The sequence below is a fragment of the Stenotrophomonas sp. Sm10 genome (assembly GCF_030985515.1).
Lineage (GTDB): Bacteria > Pseudomonadota > Gammaproteobacteria > Xanthomonadales > Xanthomonadaceae > Stenotrophomonas > Stenotrophomonas hibiscicola.
Map to the genome: position 1 here is coordinate 1 of NZ_JAPTFO010000020.1, position 22,162 is coordinate 22,162.

General features: G+C 66.0%; 22 protein-coding genes. 16 read left to right on the forward strand and 6 right to left on the reverse strand.

Annotation, left to right across the window (positions count from 1 at the left end):
* On the forward strand, positions 1 to 1,053 hold a 1,053-nt coding region (locus tag O0J15_RS07895), incomplete at its 5' end, for a hypothetical protein (RefSeq protein WP_308305447.1).
* Positions 1,054 to 1,152: 99 nt separating this feature from the next.
* On the opposite strand, the gene lolA is transcribed toward O0J15_RS07895, so the two are convergent.
* The 3 genes from lolA to O0J15_RS07910 all read right to left on the reverse strand — a co-directional run bounded on the left by lolA (position 1,153) and on the right by O0J15_RS07910 (position 6,246).
* The gene (gene lolA / locus O0J15_RS07900; protein WP_308305448.1) at positions 1,153 to 1,791 is read right to left on the reverse strand and encodes an outer membrane lipoprotein chaperone LolA; all 639 of its coding nucleotides are present in this window, start codon (positions 1,789 to 1,791) and stop codon (positions 1,153 to 1,155) included.
* Positions 1,792 to 1,902: 111 nt separating this feature from the next.
* Positions 1,903 to 3,846 (reverse strand): DUF3857 domain-containing protein, encoded by a 1,944-nt coding sequence (locus tag O0J15_RS07905; protein ID WP_308305450.1) that lies wholly within the window; start codon positions 3,844 to 3,846, stop codon positions 1,903 to 1,905.
* A 39-nt stretch (positions 3,847 to 3,885) separates the two neighbouring features.
* Positions 3,886 to 6,246: a DNA translocase FtsK gene (locus tag O0J15_RS07910; protein ID WP_019659648.1), complete on the reverse strand. Its 2,361-nt coding sequence runs from the start codon at positions 6,244 to 6,246 to the stop codon at positions 3,886 to 3,888.
* Between the two features lie 233 nt (positions 6,247 to 6,479).
* Here O0J15_RS07910 and trxB point away from each other — a divergent pair, with 233 nt between their 5' ends.
* Positions 6,480 to 7,451: a thioredoxin-disulfide reductase gene (trxB, locus tag O0J15_RS07915; protein ID WP_019659647.1), complete on the forward strand. Its 972-nt coding sequence runs from the start codon at positions 6,480 to 6,482 to the stop codon at positions 7,449 to 7,451.
* Positions 7,452 to 7,553: 102 nt separating this feature from the next.
* On the forward strand, positions 7,554 to 8,678 hold the full coding sequence (locus O0J15_RS07920; RefSeq protein ID WP_308305451.1) for a GNAT family N-acetyltransferase: 1,125 nt from the start codon (positions 7,554 to 7,556) through the stop codon (positions 8,676 to 8,678).
* Positions 8,679 to 8,801: 123 nt separating this feature from the next.
* Here O0J15_RS07920 and O0J15_RS07925 read toward each other — a convergent pair whose 3' ends face one another.
* Positions 8,802 to 10,070 (reverse strand): hypothetical protein, encoded by a 1,269-nt coding sequence (locus O0J15_RS07925; RefSeq protein ID WP_308305452.1) that lies wholly within the window; start codon positions 10,068 to 10,070, stop codon positions 8,802 to 8,804.
* A gap of 72 nt (positions 10,071 to 10,142) precedes the next feature.
* Between O0J15_RS07925 and aat the strand changes: the two genes are divergently transcribed.
* From aat to O0J15_RS07945, 4 genes are all read left to right on the forward strand, one after another.
* Entirely contained in the window at positions 10,143 to 10,883 is a 741-nt protein-coding gene (gene aat, locus O0J15_RS07930) for a leucyl/phenylalanyl-tRNA--protein transferase (protein ID WP_308305467.1), read from the forward strand.
* A gap of 86 nt (positions 10,884 to 10,969) precedes the next feature.
* Positions 10,970 to 11,188, forward strand: coding sequence for a translation initiation factor IF-1 (infA, locus tag O0J15_RS07935; protein ID WP_005409596.1), 219 nt, complete (start codon positions 10,970 to 10,972; stop codon positions 11,186 to 11,188).
* A 171-nt stretch (positions 11,189 to 11,359) separates the two neighbouring features.
* Positions 11,360 to 11,632 (forward strand): hypothetical protein, encoded by a 273-nt coding sequence (locus O0J15_RS07940; RefSeq protein ID WP_058980068.1) that lies wholly within the window; start codon positions 11,360 to 11,362, stop codon positions 11,630 to 11,632.
* A 128-nt stretch (positions 11,633 to 11,760) separates the two neighbouring features.
* Positions 11,761 to 12,138: a hypothetical protein gene (locus O0J15_RS07945; RefSeq protein ID WP_227844940.1), complete on the forward strand. Its 378-nt coding sequence runs from the start codon at positions 11,761 to 11,763 to the stop codon at positions 12,136 to 12,138.
* Between the two features lie 68 nt (positions 12,139 to 12,206).
* Here O0J15_RS07945 and clpA read toward each other — a convergent pair whose 3' ends face one another.
* Positions 12,207 to 14,492: an ATP-dependent Clp protease ATP-binding subunit ClpA gene (clpA, locus tag O0J15_RS07950; RefSeq protein WP_021201776.1), complete on the reverse strand. Its 2,286-nt coding sequence runs from the start codon at positions 14,490 to 14,492 to the stop codon at positions 12,207 to 12,209.
* Positions 14,493 to 14,630: 138 nt separating this feature from the next.
* On the opposite strand from clpA, the gene O0J15_RS07955 reads away from it, so the two are divergent.
* Positions 14,631 to 15,443 (forward strand): APH(6) family putative aminoglycoside O-phosphotransferase, encoded by an 813-nt coding sequence (locus O0J15_RS07955; protein WP_308305453.1) that lies wholly within the window; start codon positions 14,631 to 14,633, stop codon positions 15,441 to 15,443.
* Between the two features lie 100 nt (positions 15,444 to 15,543).
* On the opposite strand, the gene clpS is transcribed toward O0J15_RS07955, so the two are convergent.
* Complete coding sequence (gene clpS, locus O0J15_RS07960; protein ID WP_019659637.1) at positions 15,544 to 15,870, reverse strand: ATP-dependent Clp protease adapter ClpS; 327 nt, start codon at positions 15,868 to 15,870, stop codon at positions 15,544 to 15,546.
* A 112-nt stretch (positions 15,871 to 15,982) separates the two neighbouring features.
* Between clpS and O0J15_RS07965 the strand changes: the two genes are divergently transcribed.
* The 8 genes from O0J15_RS07965 (at position 15,983) to O0J15_RS08000 (ending at position 22,141) form a co-directional block, all read left to right on the forward strand.
* On the forward strand, positions 15,983 to 16,456 hold the full coding sequence (locus O0J15_RS07965) for a hypothetical protein (protein ID WP_308305454.1): 474 nt from the start codon (positions 15,983 to 15,985) through the stop codon (positions 16,454 to 16,456).
* Position 16,457: 1 nt separating this feature from the next.
* Positions 16,458 to 16,919: an NUDIX hydrolase gene (locus O0J15_RS07970; RefSeq protein WP_180877462.1), complete on the forward strand. Its 462-nt coding sequence runs from the start codon at positions 16,458 to 16,460 to the stop codon at positions 16,917 to 16,919.
* Positions 16,916 to 18,058: a tRNA 2-thiouridine(34) synthase MnmA gene (mnmA, locus tag O0J15_RS07975; RefSeq protein WP_155029505.1), complete on the forward strand. Its 1,143-nt coding sequence runs from the start codon at positions 16,916 to 16,918 to the stop codon at positions 18,056 to 18,058. Before O0J15_RS07970 ends, mnmA begins: the two co-directional genes overlap by 4 nt.
* Positions 18,055 to 18,669, forward strand: a complete 615-nt coding sequence (gene hflD, locus O0J15_RS07980; protein ID WP_021201771.1) for a high frequency lysogenization protein HflD — start codon at positions 18,055 to 18,057, stop codon at positions 18,667 to 18,669. The genes mnmA and hflD overlap by 4 nt, the downstream gene beginning before the upstream one ends.
* Before the next feature lie 163 nt (positions 18,670 to 18,832).
* Positions 18,833 to 20,023: a methyl-accepting chemotaxis protein gene (locus tag O0J15_RS07985; protein WP_019659632.1), complete on the forward strand. Its 1,191-nt coding sequence runs from the start codon at positions 18,833 to 18,835 to the stop codon at positions 20,021 to 20,023.
* A 98-nt stretch (positions 20,024 to 20,121) separates the two neighbouring features.
* A complete protein-coding gene (locus tag O0J15_RS07990; protein ID WP_111098325.1) occupies positions 20,122 to 20,337 on the forward strand; it encodes a hypothetical protein in 216 nt (71 codons plus the stop codon).
* Between the two features lie 67 nt (positions 20,338 to 20,404).
* Positions 20,405 to 20,911, forward strand: coding sequence for a hypothetical protein (locus tag O0J15_RS07995; protein WP_308305455.1), 507 nt, complete (start codon positions 20,405 to 20,407; stop codon positions 20,909 to 20,911).
* A 54-nt stretch (positions 20,912 to 20,965) separates the two neighbouring features.
* A complete protein-coding gene (locus O0J15_RS08000) occupies positions 20,966 to 22,141 on the forward strand; it encodes a GAD-like domain-containing protein (RefSeq protein WP_308305456.1) in 1,176 nt (391 codons plus the stop codon).
* Positions 22,142 to 22,162: the final 21 nt, after the last annotated feature.

Genomic DNA, 22,162 nt, shown 5'->3' on the forward strand with positions numbered 1-22,162 from the left:
CCACCCACCCGCATGTTCGTCTTTGGCCGCACCCCCAAAGAGGAGTGGTTCTACCATGACCTGCAGGACTTCCAGGTCATGTCCACAGAGCTTGTCCCAGAGGAAGAAGGCGGTCGCCCCCGTCGTGTGCTTGCGCTGGATTTCTATGGGCAGCTGGAAGATTACTCCCGTGCTGGGGCCACGATCGAGTACGTCTCGGCGGAAGGCGCCGACTTCCCCGGAGGTCTTACCTGTTTGAGATTGCTGGGCGACGACCTTTTCTGCGCGGGCACAAGAGGGCAGATCCATCATCGGGGCGAAGGCGGATGGCAGCAGCTTCCAACCCAATTCGCGACTGCCTTCTGCGAGGAGGACAAGGACGAGTCGGATCTGGATGACTTCGACAGTTGGCTCGACGATGTCGGCCACCTGCTCGAACTGGGCGATATTCCCGCATTTCCTCAAGATCCGATGGAACGCGACGCAGAGCTCCGCAGGAGATTCGCCGATTGGCGCGCATACATGACCGGTGTACGGGAGGATGGAGGATTCAACCAGTTACTTGCTGAGTTCCACGTGGGGAGCGTGAACGACCTCTGCGGAACGGGCCTTGCTGACCTCTACGCAATCGGCTCTCATGGTCTCATTGCACACTGGGATGGCTCGAGCTGGACCCTGCCCGAACAAGTCACCCCTGCGGAGCTGTTTCATGCCTGCAGGACTGACCAGGGCCGCCTCGTCTTTGTAGGAATGCACGGCACCATCGTTACGGGCGACATCTCCACTGGATTCGAGTGCCTGCACCACGAGGTCGGCGAAGGCATCAACTTCAACGCTGTGTGCCAGTACAAGCAACAGGTTTACATCGGCTCTGAGAATGGCGGCCTCTACGTCTACAGTCTAGAAACCGGCCTAGTTGAACCCTTGCTGGAAGGCATCCCCGAAGAACTGAGAGATGCAACGATTGTTGATATCAGTTCCGTCGGTAGCGTGCTGTGGGTGCTGACGCCCTGGGACCTGATTCGATTTGATGGCACCGCGTGGCAGGTGATCGTTCATCCGGACAACGGATGAGCTGGCCGAAAGCGTGTCAACCAAGGTTGACACCCACCAACGCGGTGCCGATTGACACCCACCAGAGCAGGTAGCGCCGGGCCATGCCCGGCGCCCTGATCAATTACCGATGACGTCGGTACCCTTCGGCGGGGTGAAGCTGAAGGTGCCGGCGGCGAAGCCCGGGTTGCGCTTCCAGCCGCTGAACGTGATCACGGTGCGCTGGCCGACGGCGTCGGTGATCTCCATCTTGGCCAGGCCCTGGGCGTTGAAACCCAGCGCGGCGTACTGGAAGCTGGCCTCGGTCTCGCGCTTCGGCGACAGCGACAGCCACTGCAGGCCGTCGCGCTGCGCGGCCTCTTCACTGACGTCGTACTGCTGCTCCAGCAGCGCCGGGTTGATCAGTGCGGTCAGCGGGCTGTTCTGCTCTTCCTTGCCCTGCTCGCGCACGGTGGCCTGCTCCAGGTCCGGCTCGTACATCCAGACCTTCTTGCCATCAGCCACGATCAGCTGTTCGTGCGGGCGCACGTATTCCCAGCGGAACAGGCGCGGCGCCGACAGCGCCACGCGGCCACTGGTCGATTCCTTCACCTTGCCGCGGCTGTCGAACACCTGCTGGCTGAACTGGCCATCCAGGCCCTTCAGGCCACTGGTGAAAGTCTTCAGGTCATCGCGGGCGCCAGCCCAGGCGCTGCCGGCGGCGGCGCAGGCCACGGCCAGGGTGGTGGTGGCAAGGAAACGGCGGAAGCGGAAGTTCATGCGGGAATCCTGTGGGCGCGGGCGCCAGGAAAGGTGGTTGCCAGTGTGCCCGGCGAAAGATGAATGGGCGATCAGGGCGACATTATGCCGCCCTGAACGTCCATCGGCGATTCAGCCGCCAGATGCCGGCAGCTCGCCGTAAAGCACTTGGCCGCGGAAGCCGCGACGCACTTCGCGGTACAGCGCGCGGAACGCCGGATAATCCTGCGGCTGGCACAATGCCTCCGGGCCGCGCACCGCATTCTGCTGCAACCGGTGGTGCACGATCACCTCCTGCCCTTCGCGGCTCCAGTCCACGCGGTACTCGCCGGCGGCGTTGGCGAATCGCTGGCTGGCCGGGATGGCGATGATCGGCGCGTTGGCCGGGAACTGCAGGCGATAGGTTTCCTCGCGCAGGCTGGCATTGCAGTAGAACGGCGTTTCGTTGGCCGGCGCAGAAGCGGTGGCGTACAGGCCACGCACCGACTCGCCACCCGGCGGGTCCGGCACCGCCATGCCGCCGGCCACGCTGAAGTCGGCGTAGTCCTCGGCCTGGAACGCCATGCGATAGCCGAAGGGCCGGGTCAGGTCGACCGGCACGCCCTGGATCTGCAGCTGCCCTCGCCCGTCGAAACCAGACGAGGCCATGATCTGCTCTTCAGCGCGCGCACGGTTCTGCGCGTTGAGCTGGGAGAACTGCGCACGCATGCCGATCTCGGCGTTCTCGCCCAGTTTCGGAATGGTCTCGCCGCGCAGGTTGCCGTTGGCGTCGAAGGTAAACCGCACTTCCATCGAGGTGGCGTTACGCTCCGGCGTGTTGGCCGGGGTGCGCGCCAGCGTGGCGTCACGGGTACGCATCACCGGTGCACCCAGGTCACCCTCTGGCAGCTGACCGAAGCGCGCCCACGCGGTGGTCGAATCCAGGTACAGATCGAATTCGGGAATGTAGGTGATGGCGTGGTTGAAGCGGCCCAGCACCGGAATCTTCGGCAGCGTCGGGCCGCCCCCCGCACCGATCAGCACCGGCGAGCTGGCGATGCCCTTGGCCGCCAGCAGCACCTCGAGGATCGTCACGTGATCCTTGCAGTCACCATAGTGATTGTCGAGGATGCTCTGCGCGCTGTTCGGCTCCAGGCCGCCATTGCCCAGGTATACCGCCACGTAGCGGATGTTCTGCGCCACCCAGCGGTATAGCGCATCGGCCTGCTCGCGCCGGTCGCTGATGCCGGCGGTGATCTCATCAGCCAGCGCCTGCAGCGCCGGGGTCACCTCGGCCGCCGGGCCCGCCTTGAGCTGGTAGGCGCGCCCCATCTGCGACCAGTCACGATACGTGCTGGCCATGATGTTCGGGCCGAACTCCCAGCCCGCCGCCGACCAGTTCTGCGCCGGCATCGCCTCACGACGCTGGTAGCGCCAGCGCCATTGCGCCTGGCCGTTCTTCACCGTCGGCCGGTCACTGCCCTGCACGCCGCGGCTGTCGACGAACATCGGCAGGTTGGCCGGCGCACTCAGGGTGACCTCGGCGTCCTCGTACTCGGTGAAGACGTTGAAGGTCTCCCACAGGCCGAAATAGCCCGGGAAGTACGGCGTAGCCTGGGTGCGGCGCACCTGGTAGTACAGGCGCGTGCCCGGGGCCAGGTTCGGGAACACGATCACCCGCACCTTGCGGTCGGCATACATCGCCGCCGAGGCGCTGGAGTAGCTCTCCTGGGTGTAGATGCGGTCGGCCGGCACGTCGCGGCGCTGGCCATCGGCGGTGATGGTGTAGGCACCGAGCACTTCCAGCGTCTCCATCTTTTCGCTGTAGCTCAGCCGCACTTGGCTGAACTGCTCGACGGAGGCCTTGGTCTTGAGAAGGACTTCGTAGGTTTCGGTCTGCACATTGCCCGCGTCCGGCCGGACCTGGTAGTCGGCGCGGTAACGGACAATGCTGAAATTATTGCTGGCTTCGGTATCGCCGCTGGTGGAAGGCGGCGCCGTGGCGGGCGCGGAGGTGGCGGTTTCTGCCAGTGCCGGGCCGGCAGCCATCAGGGCTGCCAGCGCCAGCGCCAGCGCGCTTGGTACGGGGTGAAGCATGCGTCGGTTCCTTGGACGTCGTGGGGGATACGTCGGGTCTTACTTCGGCGGCGGCGGTGCCAGCACCGTGCGGTCGCCGTTGTGCTCCGGCGGGCTGACCACGCCGGCCGCTTCCATGGCCTCGATCAGTCGCGCTGCACGGTTGTAGCCGATCTTCAGCCGGCGCTGCACGCCGGAAATCGAGGCACGGCGGGTCTCGGTGACCACCCGTAGTGCTTCGTCATACAACGGGTCGGACTCGTCGCCGGCTGCACTGGTCTCGGGCAGGCCGGTGGCACCGACGACCACGCCGTCGCCCATCGTCTGCACCTCATCCAGCACCCCGTCGACATAGTCGGCCGGGCCCATCGCCTTGAGATGCTCGACCACGCGATGCACTTCATCGTCGGACACGAACGCACCGTGCACACGCTCGGGCAGCGCGGTGCCCGGCGGCAGGTACAGCATGTCGCCGTGGCCCAGCAGTGTTTCCGCGCCGGACTGGTCGAGGATGGTGCGCGAGTCGATCTTGGAGCTGACCTGGAAGGCGATACGGGTCGGGATGTTGGCCTTGATCAGGCCGGTGATCACGTCCACCGACGGGCGCTGCGTGGCCAGGATCAGGTGGATGCCGGCCGCACGCGCCTTCTGCGCCAGGCGCGCGATCAGCTCTTCCACCTTCTTGCCGACGATCATCATCATGTCGGCGAATTCGTCGATGAAGATGACGATGAACGGCAGCGTTTCCAGCGGACGCGGTGCCTCGCCGAGCTCCGGGTTCGGCTTGAACAGCGGATCCATCAGCGGCTGGCCGGCGTCCTGGGCTTCCTTCACCTTCTTGTTGAAGCCGGCCAGGTTGCGCACGCCCACCGCGCTCATCAGCTTGTAGCGGCGCTCCATCTCGGCCACGCACCAGCGCAGGCCGTTCGCGGCCTCCTTCATGTCGGTGACCACCGGCGCCAGCAGGTGCGGGATGCCCTGGTAGACGCTCAGTTCGAGCATCTTCGGGTCGATCATCAGCATCCGCAGGTCTTTCGGCGAGGCCTTGAACAACAGGCTCAGCACCATCGCATTGACCGCCACCGACTTGCCCGAACCGGTGGTACCGGCCACCAGCAGATGCGGCATGCGTGCCAGGTCGGCCACGGTCGGGCGACCGGCGATGTCCTTGCCCAGCGCCAGGGTCAGCACACTGGCCGACTTGTCATATTCCTTCGAGCGCAGCAGTTCGGACAGGAAGATCATCTCGCGGGTGACATTGGGGATTTCCAGGCCGATCACCGACTTGCCCGGAATGACATCGACCACGCGCACCGACTTCACCGACAGGCCACGCGCGATGTCCTTGTCCAGCGAACTGATCTGGCTGACCTTGATACCCGGTGCTGGCTCGATCTCGAAGCGGGTGATGACCGGGCCGGGATTGGCGCCGACCACCTGCGCATCGATGCGGAAGTCCTTCAGCTTGAACTCGATCTGCCGCGACAGGGTTTCCAGTGTTTCTTCGTCGTAGCCCTTCGGCTGCGGCTTGGGATCATCCAGCAGCGCCAGCGGCGGCAGGTCCGAGCCATCACCGTTGACGCCGCGGAACATCGGAATCTGGGTATCGCGCTTGGCCCGATCACTCTTCTCGATCACCGGCTCCGGACGCGGCTCGATCTTCACCGGCTCGCGCTTGGCGCGCACCTCGGCGTCGGCCTTGCGTACTTCCTGGCGTTCCTCGCGCATCACCCGGGTCTGCTTCCACTCGGTGACTTCTTCCTTCTTGCGTTCCAGCAACGGCGCCAGCGACATCACGCCGCGGCCGATCTTCTCCATCACCGTGAACCAGGACAGCCCGGTGGCCAGGGTGATCGAGGCCAGCAGCAGCACCAGCACGAACAGGTTCGCCCCCAGCGCGCCGAAGCCCACCGTGAGCGAATTGCCGACCAGCTTGCCGAGGATGCCGCCGGCACTGGCGACATCGCCACTGAACAGGCGCACATGCAGGAAGCCGGTGCCGGCGATCAGGAAACCGACCAGACCGACCAGGCGCAGTGCCGGATCCAGGTCGTTCTCGCCCTTGCTCTCGCGCTTGAGGCCGAACATGGCGATCCACGCCAGCGCGCCGAGCACCACCGGCAGCAGGAAGGCGATGTAGCCGAACAGCTGCAGCAGCACGTCGGCGATCCAGGCGCCGGCGCGGCCGCCCAGGTTGTGCACCGGCGCAACCACGCTGCCGGTGTGCGACCAGCCCGGATCAGTCGCTGAATAGGTGAAAAGACTGGCCGCCAGATACAGCAGGGCCGGCGCGATGGCGATCAGGCCCAGGTCGCGCCAGAGGCGCTGGCGGCGTGGATTGTCGGTCGTCGCCGCCGCGGCCGTGCGACGTGACGCCTTGCTGTCGTCGGACTTGGAGCGTTCGGGGACCTGCTTCGCCACCTTAGACCATACCTTTGGAATGCGCTGTTAGTGATTGATAATAAATGAGACGGCGTCAGTTTTCAGTTATGCGACGTCCGCCAGGGCAATCTGAGGGCCGAAACCACTGCTGGATGACGGCGTTCCGTTCATCGGCTTGAATCGCCCTGCCCCAGCCGCCACTCTATGACCAGCCACGGATGCTGCGCAAACATCGCCAGCGCCTTGTCCCATCTACCTTTTCGCGAGTCTACATGAGCACCAGCCTGCCCTCCCGCCACCAGCGCCTCGTCATCCTCGGTTCCGGACCGGCCGGCTGGACCGCCGCCGTCTACGCCGCCCGCGCCAACCTGAAGCCGGTCGTCATCACCGGCCTGCAGCAGGGCGGCCAGCTGATGACAACCACCGAGGTGGACAACTGGCCGGGTGACGCCCACGGCCTGATGGGCCCGGACCTGATGGCGCGCATGCAGGCTCACGCCGAGCGCTTCGAGACCGAGGTCATCTTCGACCACATCCACACCGCCGACCTGTCGCAGCGCCCGTTCAAGCTGATCGGCGACAGCCACGAGTACACCTGCGATGCGCTGATCATCGCCACCGGCGCGACCGCCAAGTACCTGGGCATCCCGACCGAAGAGACCTTCAAGGGCCGCGGTGTGTCCGCCTGCGCCACCTGTGACGGCTTCTTCTACCGCGACCAGGACGTGGTCGTGGTCGGCGGTGGCAACACCGCCGTGGAAGAGGCCCTTTACCTGTCCAACATCGCCCGCAAGGTCTATCTGGTCCACCGCCGCGACACCCTGAAGGCGGAAAAGATCATGCAGGACAAGCTGTTTGCCAAGGTTGCTGCCGGCAAGATCGAGACCGTCTGGCACCACCAGGTGGAGGAAGTGCTGGGCAACGACGCCGGCGTGACCGGCGTGCGCGTGAAGTCGACGCTGGACGGCAGTACCCGTGACATCGACGCCCACGGCTTCTTCGTGGCCATCGGCCACCATCCGAATACCCAGCTGTTCGACGGCCAGCTGGCGATGAACAACGGCTACCTGGAGATCCGCTCGGGCCTGGGCGGCAACGCCACCCAGACCTCGGTGGAAGGCGTATTTGCTGCCGGCGACGTGGCCGACCAGCACTACCGCCAGGCGATCACTTCGGCCGGCTTCGGCTGCATGGCCGCCTTGGACGCCGAGCGCTACCTGGACGCCCAGGGCAAGGCCAGCTGAGAGGCTGACCCGCTCCTGCAGGGTCGAGCCACACCCGACTCCGGATGATAGGCCGACGCCAGTGCGTCGGCCTTTCTGTTTCATCTGCCCTATCCTTCTCCCATGCCTTCCCCCCGCTTTCTCCACTCCCTGCAGTCCATTGCCGCGACCGACTGGGATGCCCTGCACGACGGCCGCAACCCATTCGTCAGCCACGCCTTCCTATCCGGGCTTGAACAGCACGGTTGCCTGCGCGAGGACTGGGGCTGGCAGGCCCAGCACTTCACGCTCTGGGAAGGCAACACCCTGGTCGGCGCCATTCCGGGCTACCTGAAGACCAACTCTCACGGCGAGTTCGTGTTCGACCATGCGTGGGCCAACGCGTATGCACGGCATGGCCGCGACTACTATCCGAAGTGGCTGGGCGCAGTACCTTACTCGCCGGTCACTGGCCCGCGGTTGTTGGCACGTCACGATTCAGGGCGCGCCGCCCTGCTTTTGGCATTGCGCGAGGCCCTGCCCGCGCTGGAGGTATCCTCGGCCCATATCAACTTCCACACCGCAGTGGACGAGGCCCTGTTCGGCGATGACTGGCTGCTGCGCGAGGACGTGCAGTTCCAGTGGCAGAACCCGGGTGACTGGGCGACATTCGAGCAGTTCCTCGGTGCGATGAACCACAAGCATCGCAAGAACATCCGCCAGGAACGGGCCAAAGTCACCCGCCAGGGAATCACCTTCCGCGTGGTACATGGCGACGAGGCCAGCCGCGCCGACCTGCAGGCGATGTACCGCTTCTACCTGCAGACGTTCCTCGAGTACGGCAACGCCCCGGCGCTGACCGAGGCCTTCCTGCGCCATCTGGCCATTTCATTGGGACGCGGGCTGGTGCTGTTTCTGGCCGAACAGGACGGCGAGCCGATTGCCGGCGCGCTGTGCCTGCGCGGTGGCGATACGCTGTACGGCCGCTACTGGGGCGGCGCCACCCTGCCCGGCCTGCATTTCGAGGCCTGTTACTACCAGGGCATCGAGTACTGCCTGCGCGAAGGCCTGAGCCGTTTCGAGCCCGGCGCGCAGGGCGAGCACAAGCTGGCGCGTGGCTTCCTGCCGACGCTGGTACGCAGTCGGCACTGGGTGGCCGACGCGGATTTCGCAGAAGCACTGCAGGACTGGTGCCGGCAGGAGCGGCGGGATGTGCGGCGGTACCAGCAGGAGCTGCAGGGGCATGGGCCGTTCCGCGCAGAGCCGTAGCGTCGAGCTTGCTCGACTTGCGCGGTGCGGAAAAGCGTGCCAACCAAGGTTGGCACCTACCGGGGCAATGAGGCGTGCCAAGCGACGTTGGCATCTATCAGAGCAATAGCGATGGCGCTGTGCTCAGGTGCACTGCCAGAAGTGCCCGCTCACCCTGCACTTCGCACACCAGAACGTGTAGAGCATGCCGCCACTGCCCCATAGCAGCGCGCCTCCACCGGTGGTCGGCAGCGTCGAATCCAGCTGCATCACGAAGGGCATCTCCCCACCGCAATCGATGCACGCCGGATACCAGGCACTCTGCACCCAGCTCGGTGCGCCGCCCACGCGCGACAGGTTCTGCCGATGATTGGACTGTCCCCAGTCCTGCTGCCGCCAGCGCGAGGTATCCATGGCGGCCAGGCCGACCTCGGCCTGCATCAGGTCACCGCTGTCGGTCGGCGTCGCCGGCACCTCCAGACGCTGGCTGGGGTGGCAGCTGGGCAGGCCGCTGGCATCGTGGCGATAGAAACGCACGGGCGGATCTTCCCAGCCGCTGCAGTCCAGGCACAGGCCCAGCGTGATCTCACCCGCCGCGCCCGGCTGCAGCGCGGCAGCGTCGGTTCGCAGCAGGCGCTGCAGCGGTGCATGGCAGCTGCCACACAACGATTCCAGCGGCCCTCCCATCTGCCCGGCGTACTGTACCTGCCCGCCATTCCAGGTCGGGTGCAGGCGCCAGATGCGCTTGCGCCAGCTCGGTTCGTCCGCCTGCTGCGCGCGATGCTGCTCGCGGCCGAAGCGGATGTGCAGCGGCCGCTCCCCATGCAGGCGCCGCGGCTGCGGTCCGTCCGCGACGCCGGCCCAGTGCGCCCAGACCTCAGCATCCAGCGCGCCCCAGTCAGCGAGGTAGCCGCGGGCAACGGCATAGCGCTCGGGCTGCGCCGCCAGCAGCAGCGCCCTGGCCCGCGCCATCTCGCGATCGTCGTCGGCCTCAACCAGAATCTGCGCCCACTGCACGGCAATGACGGAGGGCAGGCCCTGCCATACCTGCGAAGCCAGCTGCAGCTCGTCTTCGGTGGCCAGCGCCAGCAAGGCCTCCCAGTCGTCCTGCAGCACCTGCGGCGCCTGGTAGCTGGTGAATTCGATCACGCTGGCCAGCAGTTCGCCGCGCTCGCCATCCCGATAGCGGCGCCAGGCCTCGGCACAGACCGGCACAATCGCTTCATCGGGCAGCAGATCCAGCGCCATGTCGAGAAAGGCCGAGCTGGGTGAACGCCGGGCAAGGGCCAGCAGCATCAGCGCACCGAGCTGGCCGGGCTGTTCAGTGGCCAGCGCCAGCAGCATGCCCTGGCTGTCGTTGCGCGTGCGCGGGATATCGTGCACATCGAGGATGGCGGTGATCGCGTCACTCATGCGTGGGCTCCTTGCCGTTGGACGCTGATGGTGCCAGACATCAGCGATCGCCACGGCGAATACAATGCCGGCATGACCCGCCAGCTGCCCTGGCGCCTGGCCGATGCGCCGGACGCTCCCTTCCCTCCGGCCGAGACCGCACTGCGCCAGCCCGATGGCCTGCTCGCGGTGGGCGGCGACCTGCATCCGGTGCGACTGCTCAACGCCTATGCCGGCGGCATCTTCCCGTGGTTCAGCGAGGGCGAGCCAATCCTGTGGTGGTCGCCAGACCCGCGCATGGTGTTCCGCACCGATGGCGTGCACCTGTCCAGCCGGTTCCGCCGCCAGTTGCGTGGCTGCGACTGGGAGGTCACCGCCGACACCGCTTTCAGTCGTGTGATGCGTGCCTGCGCCGCAGCACCGCGGCCCGGCCAGGACGGCACGTGGATCAGCCCGGCGATGGTTGAGGCCTACAGCCAGTTGCACGATCTAGGCTTCGCCCATTCCTTCGAGGTCTGGGACCGGCAGACGCTGGTCGGCGGCATCTACGGTGTGGCGATCGGCGCCATGTTCTTCGGTGAGAGCATGTTCAGTGGCGCCAGCGGCGGCTCCAAGATCGCCCTGGCCGCCCTGGCATCCACCCTGCGTGACTGGGGCTGGGAACTGATCGATGCCCAGGTGGAGAATCCGCACCTGCTGCGGATGGGCGCCGAGCACCTGCCGCGCGCGGACTTTCTGGAGCACGTCCGTCAGGCCGTACACCGTGACGGCCGTGAAGGCCCCTGGACCCAGGCGGTCGGACGCTTGCCAGCACGGCGTTTGGCCGGGGGTTAACACAAACTTTGCAAGCCGGGCCCATCACGCGTAAAATACCGCGCCTTAGGCCCAGCGTGGCCGTTTTCTGAACCGCACAGGACTACATGTCGAAAGACGATTCCATCGAGTTCGAGGGCACCGTCAGCGAGACGCTGCCGAACACCACTTTCCGCGTTCGTCTGGAAAATGGGCACGAAATCATCGCCCACATCTCCGGCCGCATGCGCAAGAACTACATCCGCATCCTCACCGGTGACCGGGTCAAGGTTGAAATGACCCCGTACGACCTGACCAAGGGCCGTATCACCTACCGCATGAAGTAAGCGGTCGGCGCAGTGCGCCACTCCGACAGGGCCGGCCTCGCTGCTGGCCCTTTGTCGTGCGCGGAATAAAGTCAAAGTCTCCGGGATCGTTCGATTTTCGTCCTTGTCTGAAATCCAGCAGCGCGCGGGAGCCCTAGGCTCTACGCGTTCTTCACACGAGGCCTTGCGTGCATGACTTACCTGATCGTACTTGACCCGCAGTCCGTCACCAGCCGCTGCTACGCCAGCAAGGGCCCGGACGGCACCTGGTTCGGTCAGCCCTGCCTGGTCTGCACCAGCATGGACGCCTCGCATCCCCTGTACCTGGCCGTGCAGCGCGAGATATCGCACATGGGCAGTACGCTCAAGCAGCGCCTGCACATTCCGCACGAGGCGGTCGCCTTTGTCATCGAAGACGGCGGCGACCAGGGCCGGCAACAGGGGTTCCGCTCGATCGCGGCCTGATGCGCCAAAGGTCATCGTGACCGATCTCACCGTGGCGTCGGTCAGCCCTGCTTGCGGCAGATTCGCATTTGCAGCGGCGGCGGCATCCTGGGATCCGATCCAGTCCGGATCGCCGCCCCTGCCCCGCCATGAACCTGTCTTCCCTGCTGGTCCCCCTGGCTTTGTCTGCCATCACCCTGGTGGCGCCGCCCGCCCATGCCGCTGGCACCCCGCCGGCGCAGTGCGTACCACTGACCGGCGAACAGCAGATCGTTCGCGCCGGCGCTGACAGGAACGTCCTGCTTCGCTCCGGTGAAGACCACTACGTGGTGCATTTCCGCAACAGCTGCCCTTCTGCCGTGCTGGCCACCCGCCTCGGCTTCAAGACCGACGGCAAGGAGGCTGACGAGCTGTGCAGCGAGGGCCGAAGCGCACTGGACACCGGTCGCGGCAGCTGCGAGGTCGCGCGCATCGAGCCGATCGATGCCGGGCGGTTCACGCGCGAAGCGCGCCGCCGAAGCCGGTGACAGCAGACAGGACAAGGGCGGCCGAAGCCGCCCTTGTCATTCCCAGTCTTTCACGCCAAGCCTTCAGCTCACTCCACCGTAACCGGCAGCAGCCGCTCCGGTTCGGCCTGGGTCTCGACCACGAGCTCGTCGTCGCGGACATCGATGCTGACCTTGCCGCCGTTGACCAGCTTGCCGAACAGCAGCTCGTCGGCCAGCGGACGCTTGATCTTGTCCTGGATCACGCGGGCCATCGGGCGCGCACCCATCAGCGGGTCGAAGCCGTGGTGGGCCAGCCAGTCGCGGGCGGTCGGGGTGGCCGACAGGCTCACGTGCTTGTCCTGCAGCAACATCTCCAGCTCGATCAGGAACTTGTCGACCACGCGCAGGATGTGCTCGAAGCCCAGCGCCTGGAACTGCACCACCGCATCGAGGCGGTTGCGGAACTCCGGGGTGAAGCTGCGGCGGATGGTCTCCATCGCATCGGTGGCATGGTCCTGCTTGGTGAAGCCGATCGAGCGCCGCGAGGCCTGTGCCGCGCCGGCATTGGTGGTCATCACCAGCACCACGTTCTTGAAGTTGGCTTCACGACCGTTGGTATCGGTCAGAACGCCGCGGTCCATCACCTGCAGCAGGATGTTGAAGATGTCCGGGTGCGCCTTCTCGATCTCGTCCAGCAGCAGCACGCAGTGCGGTGTCTTGACGATCTTCTCGGTCAGCAGGCCGCCCTGGTCGAAGCCGACATAACCCGGAGGGGCGCCGATCAGGCGGCTGATCGAATGCGGCTCCATGTACTCGGACATGTCGAAGCGGACCAGCTCGATGCCCAGCTGCAGCGCCAGCTGCTTGGTCACCTCGGTCTTGCCGACGCCGGTCGGGCCGGCGAACAGGAAGTTGCCGATCGGCTTCTCCGGGTTGCCCAGGCCCGAGCGGGCCAGCTTGATCGCCGAGGACAGCGTCTCGATCGCCGGATCCTGCCCGAAGATCACCATCTTCAGGTTGCGCTCCAGATGCTGCAGCACGTCCTTGTCGGTGGCGCTGACCTGCTTGGTCGGGATACGCGCCATCTTGGCCACGATCGCTTCCACTTCCTCGACGTCGATCAGCTCCTTGCGCTGGCCTTCCGGCAGCAGGCGCTGGCGGGCACCGGCCTCGTCGATCACGTCGATGGCCTTGTCCGGCAGCAGGCGGTCGCCGATGTGCTTCACCGACAGGTCCACCGCCGCCTGCAGCGCTTCGTCCGAATAGGTCACGCTGTGGTGCAGCTCGTATTTGGACTTCAGGCCCTGCAGGATCTCGTAGGCCTCGCCCACGGTCGGCTCTACGATATCAATCTTCTGGAAGCGGCGGGCCAGCGCCCGGTCCTTCTCGAAGATGCCGCGATATTCCTGGAAGGTGGTCGAGCCGATGCAGCGCAGCTCGCCGGAGGCCAGCGCCGGCTTGATCAGGTTGGACGCATCCATGGTGCCACCCGACGCCGAGCCGGCGCCGATGATGGTGTGGATCTCGTCGATGAACAGCACCGCGTTGGGCACCTTCTTCAGCGCGGTCAACACACCCTTCAGCCGCTTCTCGAAGTCGCCGCGGTACTTGGTGCCGGCCACCAGCGCGCCCAGGTCGAGCGAGTAGATCACCGCGTCGGCCAGCACGTCGGGCACCGAGCCCTCGACGATGCGGCGGGCCAGGCCCTCGGCGATGGCGGTCTTGCCCACGCCAGCCTCGCCCACGTACAGCGGATTGTTCTTGCGGCGCCGGCACAGGACCTGGATGGTGCGCTCGATCTCATCGCCACGACCGACCAGCGGATCGATGCGGCCGGACCGGGCCTGTTCGTTGAGGTTGCTGGCGAATTCGGTCAGGGCATCGCCCTTCGGCTCGCCATCCCCGCCTTCCATGCGGCCCTCACCCTCGGAGGAAGAGGACGGCTGCTCGCCTTCCTCGCCCAGCTTGGCGATGCCGTGGGACAGGTAATTGACCACATCCAGCCGGGTGACATCCTGCTGGTTGAGGTAGTAGACGGCGTGGGAGTCCTTTTCGCCGAAGATGGCGACCAGCACGTTGGCGCCGGTGACCTCCTTCTTGCCCGAGGACTGCACGTGGTACACGGCCCGCTGCAGCACCCGCTGGAAGCCCAGGGTCGGCTGGGTGTCACGGCCGTCATCCTCGGCCAGGCGGGACACCGAGGCCTCGATGGCCTGCTCCAGCTCCTGGCGCAGGCGTTCGGCGTCGGCACCGCAGGCCTTCAGTACGGCCTGGGCGGACGGGTTGTCGAGCAGTGCCAACAGCAGGTGTTCGACCGTCATGAACTCATGCCGGGCCTCACGGGCGCGCTTGTAGCACTGGCCGATGGTGTGTTCGAGGTCTTTGCTGAACATGGATTACTCCGGCGGCAGATGGGAACAATATGCGGCCTGACTACGCGATTTCCATCACCCTAGCGGATTGCTGCGTTCAGATGGCGTTAGCACTGCAGAACGCTTGATCTTCATTCACTCCAGAAGACCTCAACCGGCATGAGCGAACCCTACCTGAGCCGCTGGCGATTGCGGCGTGATGGCCCGGCCATCTGCACGCCCCACGCCCGGCTCTGGCCGGTGCTGACCGCTGCCGGCGCGCCGGCGATGCTGAAGATCAGCAGCGAAACCGAAGAGCAGAACAGCCATCGCCTGCTGCGTTGGTGGGAGGGCGATGGCGCCGCCCGCCTGCTGGCCCACGAGGGACCGGCGATCCTGATCGAGCGTGCCAGCGGCGACTCGCTGCGGCAACGCTCGATCGCGGGCGACGATGACGCCTGCACCACGATCCTGTGCCAGGTCCTGCAGCGGCTGCACCGGCCACGGAGCGCGCCGCCAGCGGAACTGGTCTGCCTGCGTAGATGGTTCGCCGACCTGCTGCAGCCAAGGGCTGCGCCGCCGCCACTGCTGGAACAGTGCAGATCACTGGCGGAGGGGTTGCTGCAGGAAGAGCGCGAGATCCGGCCGCTGCATGGCGACCTGCACCACGACAACGTGCTCGACTTCGGCGCGCGCGGCTGGCTGGCGATCGACCCGAAGCGGCTGCTGGGCGATCGCGCGTTCGATTACACGACGCTGTTCAGCAACCCGGATCTCTGCGGCCCGGGCATCCATGTGGCCACCCGGCCCGAGCGGTTTGCCGCGCGCGTAGAACAGGTGACCGCGCTGGCCGGCCTCGAGCGCACCCGCCTGCTGCGTTGGGTCGCTGCCAGCGCAGGGCTGTCGGCGGTGTGGTTCCGCGATGATGGCGACCCAGCGGTTGTGGACGAATCGGTCGCGAGGATGGCGTTGCAGGCGCTGGCGGAAGCGTGATCCGGCTGTAGAGCCGAGCCTGCGCTCGGCTGCTCTGCCAGCGATCTGGATACCTGCACGAACAGCAGCCGAGCATGGGCTCGGCTCTACAAAAGGCCGGTCAGGCCTTTTCCATCGTGCACAGCAGCGGATGCTGGTTCATCCGCGAATACTCGTTGACCTGGGCCACCTTGGTCTCGGCCACTTCGCGGGTGAACACCCCGCACACGCCGCGGCCGCGGGTATGGACGTGGAGCATCACCTGCGTGGCCTTGTCCAGGTCCATGTTGAAGAACTGCTGGAGCACGTCCACCACGAAATCCATCGGGGTGTAGTCATCATTGAGCAGCATCACCTGGTAGAACGGCGGCGGCGCCACTTCCGGGCGCGCAGGTTCTACGGCAACGCCGTGCTCGTGCTGGGAATCGGGGGAGGACTCATGGGGCATCCGTCCATTATAGAGGCTCGGAGAAGCCTGCGTCGGCCCGCCGCAGATTGGACGGCACGCACGGCCGCCGTCACAATTGCATCTTCTCTCAACACTGTTTCACAGGATCTTCATGAAAAGGACCCTTCTTACCGCCCTGTTGATCGCCCTGGCTCCTGCCGGCGCCGCCACCGCCGCAACCACCGCCGACAAGTCCGTGGGCCGCCACCTGGACAAGCTGGGCTATACCTATGAAGTCGACGAGGACGGCGACTACCGCATGGTCTTCGACGTCGAGGGTGACCGCACCCAGATGGTCTACGTGCGCTCGGCGGTGGAAGATTTCGGCAGCCACAACATCCGCGAGATCTGGTCGCCGGCGTACAACGCCAAGACCAAGCAGTTCCCGGTGGCCGTGGCCAACCGCCTGCTGAAAGATTCGCAGGACGCCAAGATGGGCGGCTGGGTCAAGCAGGACACCACCGCCATGTTCGTGGTGAAGATCGATGCCGATGCCACCCCGGACCAGCTCAGCGACGCCATCGATGCGGCCATCCGCACCGCCGACGCGATGGAGCTGGAGCTGACCAAGAAGGACGAGTTCTGAGTTGAACGCCACGCCGGACCCGCGCTGGGCACCGCACGCCACCGTCGCCACGGTGGTGGTCGACGGCGGCCGCGTGCTGCTGGTTGAAGAGACCATCGACGGCCGCCAGGTGCTGAACCAGCCTGCCGGCCACCTCGAGCCGGGCGAAAGCCTGGCCGAGGCAGCCCTGCGCGAGACCCGCGAGGAAACCGGCTGGACCGTGCAGCTGACCCATTTCATCGGCTGCTACCAGTGGACTGCCGGCGACGGCACCGCGTTCCTGCGCTTCTGCTACGCCGCGCGCCCGCTCTCGCACGACCCGGCGCAGCCGCTGGACACCGGCATCGACCGCGCGCTGTGGCTGACCCCGGCCGAACTGCAGGCCGCCGACGAGCGCCAGCGCAGCCCGCTGGTCTGGCAGGTGGTGGCTGATTACCTGGGTGGCCAGCGCCATCCGCTTTCGCTGGTCCGGGAGGTCGCATGAGCACGCCGCGCGTGATGGTGGGCGTCTCCGGTGGCGTAGACTCTTCCGTCGCGGCCTGGCGCCTGGTACAGCAGGGCGAGGCCGTGGCAGGCCTGTTCATGCAGAACTGGGCCGACGACGGCAGCGGTGACTGCCGCGCTGAGGATGACCGCCGCGATGCGGTCGCCGTATGCGGCCTGCTCGGTATCCCGTTCCACTTCCGGGACTTCTCCAGCGAGTACTGGCAGGGTGTGTTCGAGCACTTCCTGGCCGAGTACGCGGCCGGCCGCACGCCGAACCCGGACGTGCTGTGCAACCGCGAGGTGAAGTTCAAGCATTTCCTGGATGCCGCCCGCGAGCTGGGCGCCGAGCGCATCGCCACCGGCCATTACGCGCGCGTAGCCCAGCGCGGTGGCCAATGGCTGCTGCTGCGTGGCGCCGACCGCTCCAAGGACCAGAGCTACTTCCTGCACCAGCTGGGCCAGGCGCAGCTGGCAGCGACCCTGTTCCCGATCGGCGACCTGGAAAAGACCGACCTGCGCCGGATTGCGCGCGACGTCGGCCTGCCGACCCACGCCAAGAAGGATTCCACCGGCATCTGCTTCATCGGCGAGCGGGATTTCCGCGAATTCCTCGGCCGCTACCTGCCGGCCAGGCCCGGCCAGATCCTTGACCCGGCCGACGGCAGCGTGATCGCCGAACATCCGGGCGTGTTCTATTTCACCCTGGGCCAGCGCGAGGGCCTGAACATCGGCGGCGTACGCGGCCGCCCGGCCGCACCGTGGTACGTGGTCGGCAAGGATGTGGCCAGCAACGTGCTGTACGTCGACCAGGACCGCGACAGCCCATGGATGCTGTCCGAGCGCCTGCGATCGGAGCCGGCGCATTGGATCTCGGGCTCGCCACCCGCGCGACGCTTCGAATGCACCGCCCAGACCCGCTACCGCCAGCCCGATGAGCCGTGTACGGTCGACGTGCTGGACGATGGCAGCGTGCTGGTCACCTTCGCGCGCCCGCAGCGTGCCGTCACCCCCGGTCAATCGCTGGTGCTGTATGACGGCGATGTGTGCCTGGGTGGCGCGGTGATCGCCGCCACCGATGCGCCGCTGGAACAGCGCCTGCGCACCACCCCCTCCCCTTTTGAGGTATCCGCTGCATGAGTTTCACTGTCGACGACCGCGTCCTGGCCTTGGCCGGCATTGCCCAGGCCCTGCAGCAGGTACGCCGCATCGCCGATACCGGCCATTCCGACGCCGCCGCCGTGCGCACCGCCGTGGACAGCGTGTTCCGTGTCGATGCGTCCTCGCCGCAGGCGGTATTCGGTGACCGCCATGCACTGAAGGCCGGGCTGCGCCTGCTGCACAACTACTTCCGCAACCAGGGCCAGGATCCGATCCTGCCCAAGCTGGCCCTGTCGGTGCTGCAGCTGGAGCGCCGCTTCGTTCAGGATGGCGCCACGGTGAACAAGGTCGCCTCGGGCATCGAGCGCGCCCAGCGCCAGGCCGCCGAGCTGGGCGACAGCGGCCACCCGGATGTGCTGGCCAGCCTGGGCAGCCTGTACGCGGACACCATCAGCCACCTCAAGCCGCGGGTGATGGTGCAGGGCAACCCGCACTACCTGGGCCAGGCTGGCGTGGTGGCCGAGATCCGCGCCCTGCTGCTGGCAGCGGTGCGCTCGGCGGTGCTATGGCGGCAGCTAGGCGGCAGCTACTGGGACTTCCTGTTCGGCCGCAAGGCGATGATCGAGGCGGTGGACCGCCAGCTGGCGTAAGCGCATGGGGTCCGGGCGCTTTTCCATGGAAAAGGGAATCGGACACCGAATCACCGCCAGCGCCGGAAAACCGGCGCATTCAGAATGCACTTCGGGGCACATCGACGTTAAAGAGAAAGGGGGTACGGCCGATACATCCTCCGTGCACCTCCCGAGAACGTCCATGTACTCACGCATTTTCATCCGTCTGGCCGCCCCCCTGGCTCTGACCCTGCTGCTCCCCTTCGCCATCGGTTTCGAATGGCCGGCCGCCCTGCGCTGGGCGATCCTGACCACGATGACGCTGAGCTGGCTCGGCTTTGCGTGGTGGACCACCCGCGCCCAGGCGCACCGTTCCCCGGAACATGCCCGTGTCCTGCGTGAGCAGGACCAGCTGCTGACCGAACTGCGCAACTTCGTCGGCAACGAGATTGAGGGTTCGCGCGGCGAAGTGGAACGCGCCCGTGACCTGATCCGCCAGGCCGTCTCCAGCCTCGGTGGCAGCTTCGATGCGATGAACCGCAAGTCGCGCCAGCAGAGCCAGGCCCTGTCGCGCATCGTCGACCGCGCCGGTGACGAAGGCAATGCCGGCCTCGACGTTGCCCGTTTCGCCCAGCACGCCAGCCACCGCATGGAGCAGCTGGTGGAAGCGCTGGAACAGGTCAGCGGCCAGAGCAGCACCACCGTGCAGCACATCGACCAGATGGCGCAGCACCTGGATGGCATCTTCGCGCTGCTGGAAGACGTCAAGTCGATCGCCGACCAGACCAACCTGCTGGCGCTGAACGCGGCCATCGAAGCGGCGCGTGCCGGTGAAGCCGGTCGTGGCTTCGCCGTGGTCGCCGACGAAGTGCGCAACCTGTCCGAGCGCTCGACCACCTTCAACGAGCAGATCCGCAAGCTGGCACACAGCTCCAAGGACGCCATCGCCAAGGTGCGCGAGACGGTTTCGCACATGGCCTCGCGCGACATGGACCGCTCCCGTGAAGCGCGCCAGGAAGCGGCCGCGATGCTCGACAACGTGGCCCAGATCAATGCCTCGCTGGGCGACGGCATGCGTGAAGTGTCCGAGTGCGCCCGTGCGATCGATGGCAGCGTGGCCGAGGCCGTGCGCGCCCTGCAGTTCGAAGACATCGCCACCCAGGCCCTGGGCGGCGTGCACACCCACCTGGACCGCCTGACCGCGATCAACCGTGAAGCGGTGGCGCTGCAGGAACTGCTGCACCGCAATGGCGGCGTGTTCGACGAAGAGATCGCCACCGCCCTGCAGCGCACCGGCAGCCGCCTGCGCGAACTGCGCAGCGAATGGGAACGCCCGCCGCACAAGCCGGTTGCCCAGCAGAGCATGGGCGCCGGCACCGTCGAGCTGTTCTGATCCTGATGCCCGCTGCCCTCGCCGGCAGCCCGCAAGGCCCCGGTTCGTCCGGGGCCTTTGCCTGTAACCCGCCATTGGATGCATCCTGTACGCGCACCATGACCCTGATCCGCGCCCTGCCCGCCCTCACCGACACCGAGCGCCCGCGCAACGCGAGCGTGCGTGAGCAGCTGCAGCAACTGGAAGAGGTCGCCCGCGAGGAGATCCGCGAACTGCAGCAGCTGGCGGACGCGCGCCCCGCCCCGTCGCGGGCGGACGAGGCGCTGCTGGGCCTGGCCTGGGATCTCGGGCTGGATGGGGATGCGCTTAAGTAGATCCACGCCATGCGTGGATGGGCCGTCGCGCATGGCATGATCCACCGGTACCCTTCATGGAAGACCGATGGCCATCGCCCTGATCGCACTTCTGCTGATCGAGACCGTCCTTATGATGGCCTGGGCGGCCAGCTATTTCAGCTGGGGCATCACCCTGTTCAACGAACGCATTGCGGCGTCACCGGCCATGCAGGCCCGCCTCTCGCTGGGAAGCCTGGAACGTGACCTGCCGCAGGACAAGTGGCTGCGACTGGCCTTCCATGCGCTGCCCGATGGCAGCATGGCGTTCCGCGAGAGCTTCGCGCCGAGCTTCGGCCTGCGCTACTTCCCGGTGATGCGCGGTCGCATCGTACTCAACGCGCGACGGCACGAGGTGCGGGTGACGGGCCTGTGCAGCTGGTTCGTGGCGATCCTGTCGCTGCTGCTGTTGCCGCTGGTGGCGATGCGCCCGATGGTGGCGCCGATGCTGCTGGTACTGCCGCTGTTCCTGGCCAGCTATCTGGTCCAGAAGCGGCGCTATGCCGCCATCGACGAGGCGCTGCGCATACAGTTGAAGGCGGAATTTTCGAGGTAGATCCACGCCATGCGTGGATGATGCCCCGCGACTCACGATTTTCGGATTGTTTGCATGGATCGTGAGCGCTCGGCCTTTCATCGTAAAGGGCCGATTCCGGTTCAGATCAGCCCGATGACCAGCGCCGCCCTCTGCCTTTCACTCGCTTTGCAGCTCCCGGTTGCTTCAGAACCGCTTGCCGTAGATCCCGACTCCCTGCTCGCCCTTCACCAAGCGCTCCAGTCCTTCGGCGAGTTTCAACAGCCCTACTCCGCACCTGTAGATGTGACCGATCCTGATGCAGGTGTGACCGATGCAACTGTCGAGATCTCCGCCGGGTGTGTGAAGGATGGTCCACAGGTCATCATCCTGGACGCGGATGTAGACGAGGCACCCGAGCGCTATCTGGTGCTGAACGAGCCCTGGCAAAGCCTTTCGGCGGGAACATTGTTGCTCGTCTCTGGAAACACAGCGGCCATCATCTCAACTCAGGAGGCGAACAAGGAAGCCACACAGGCCGAGCGAATGCTGACATTCCTGGATTATCTGCCATTCGACGCCGGGAGGAATGCGTTGGTGGAACCAGGCATCGAAGCGCAGGAATCAAGCTTTGAAACCAGGGCGTTCATGGAGAGCTTCAGTGCGAGCTCCCGGGGCGAGGCGCTCTCCGAGGCGACTCTTGCCTCATGGAAGGGCGTGCTGCCCGACCTGCTGCTGGCGCTGTGGCGACGCGACGGGTTCGCACGCTATCGCGACGACAGGCTCATCTTGGTCGATCCGCACCTGTACTCAGGGGTTGTCGCAGCCTTCCTGCAGGGCACTCCGATGGAGGGTGCTGATCGGTTCCATGCCTATGCGGTGACACCTTTCGGCCAGATGTTCTTGTGTGGAGAGAACACCTCCATGCATATCAGCATCGACCCGCACAGCGGACAGGTTTCGGCGGACTCGGATGTAGCAGCCACTGCCGACGCGACTGAACGCAACTGGAAACTGGAGTTCCTGCTGCACGTCCTGGACGCGCCCGATCTCGATGCCACCGACGATGACGAGCAGCCCCTGTACGCACGCGCACTCGATTTACTGGGCCACCTGGCTCCCAACGAGATCTACAGCTTCTCACCCTCGGTTGTTGAAGGTGGCTGGCAGGCAGCGCACCTGGTCAAGCGGGATCGTCTCGCTGAATTGAAGTCACTCGCCAAGCAGACAGCAGCAAGACGGTCCTTGCGGTCTGATGCTGAAGACAGGTAAACCCGCGCCGTTCATTGCTGG

Excerpts from the sequence above, each read along its gene's own strand:
- lolA (WP_308305448.1), bottom strand. The coding sequence starts at position 1,791 with ATGAACTTCCGCTTCCGCCGTTTCCTTGCCACCACCACCCTGGCCGTG.
- O0J15_RS07905 (WP_308305450.1), bottom strand. The coding sequence starts at position 3,846 with ATGCTTCACCCCGTACCAAGCGCGCTGGCGCTGGCGCTGGCAGCCCTG.
- trxB (WP_019659647.1), top strand. The coding sequence starts at position 6,480 with ATGAGCACCAGCCTGCCCTCCCGCCACCAGCGCCTCGTCATCCTCGGT.
- O0J15_RS07920 (WP_308305451.1), top strand. The coding sequence starts at position 7,554 with ATGCCTTCCCCCCGCTTTCTCCACTCCCTGCAGTCCATTGCCGCGACC.
- O0J15_RS07925 (WP_308305452.1), bottom strand. The coding sequence starts at position 10,070 with ATGAGTGACGCGATCACCGCCATCCTCGATGTGCACGATATCCCGCGC.
- aat (WP_308305467.1), top strand. The coding sequence starts at position 10,143 with ATGACCCGCCAGCTGCCCTGGCGCCTGGCCGATGCGCCGGACGCTCCC.
- infA (WP_005409596.1), top strand. The coding sequence starts at position 10,970 with ATGTCGAAAGACGATTCCATCGAGTTCGAGGGCACCGTCAGCGAGACG.
- O0J15_RS07940 (WP_058980068.1), top strand. The coding sequence starts at position 11,360 with ATGACTTACCTGATCGTACTTGACCCGCAGTCCGTCACCAGCCGCTGC.
- O0J15_RS07945 (WP_227844940.1), top strand. The coding sequence starts at position 11,761 with ATGAACCTGTCTTCCCTGCTGGTCCCCCTGGCTTTGTCTGCCATCACC.
- clpA (WP_021201776.1), bottom strand. The coding sequence starts at position 14,492 with ATGTTCAGCAAAGACCTCGAACACACCATCGGCCAGTGCTACAAGCGC.
- O0J15_RS07955 (WP_308305453.1), top strand. The coding sequence starts at position 14,631 with ATGAGCGAACCCTACCTGAGCCGCTGGCGATTGCGGCGTGATGGCCCG.
- clpS (WP_019659637.1), bottom strand. The coding sequence starts at position 15,870 with ATGCCCCATGAGTCCTCCCCCGATTCCCAGCACGAGCACGGCGTTGCC.
- O0J15_RS07965 (WP_308305454.1), top strand. The coding sequence starts at position 15,983 with ATGAAAAGGACCCTTCTTACCGCCCTGTTGATCGCCCTGGCTCCTGCC.
- mnmA (WP_155029505.1), top strand. The coding sequence starts at position 16,916 with ATGAGCACGCCGCGCGTGATGGTGGGCGTCTCCGGTGGCGTAGACTCT.
- hflD (WP_021201771.1), top strand. The coding sequence starts at position 18,055 with ATGAGTTTCACTGTCGACGACCGCGTCCTGGCCTTGGCCGGCATTGCC.
- O0J15_RS07985 (WP_019659632.1), top strand. The coding sequence starts at position 18,833 with ATGTACTCACGCATTTTCATCCGTCTGGCCGCCCCCCTGGCTCTGACC.
- O0J15_RS07990 (WP_111098325.1), top strand. The coding sequence starts at position 20,122 with ATGACCCTGATCCGCGCCCTGCCCGCCCTCACCGACACCGAGCGCCCG.
- O0J15_RS07995 (WP_308305455.1), top strand. The coding sequence starts at position 20,405 with ATGGCCATCGCCCTGATCGCACTTCTGCTGATCGAGACCGTCCTTATG.
- O0J15_RS08000 (WP_308305456.1), top strand. The coding sequence starts at position 20,966 with ATGGATCGTGAGCGCTCGGCCTTTCATCGTAAAGGGCCGATTCCGGTT.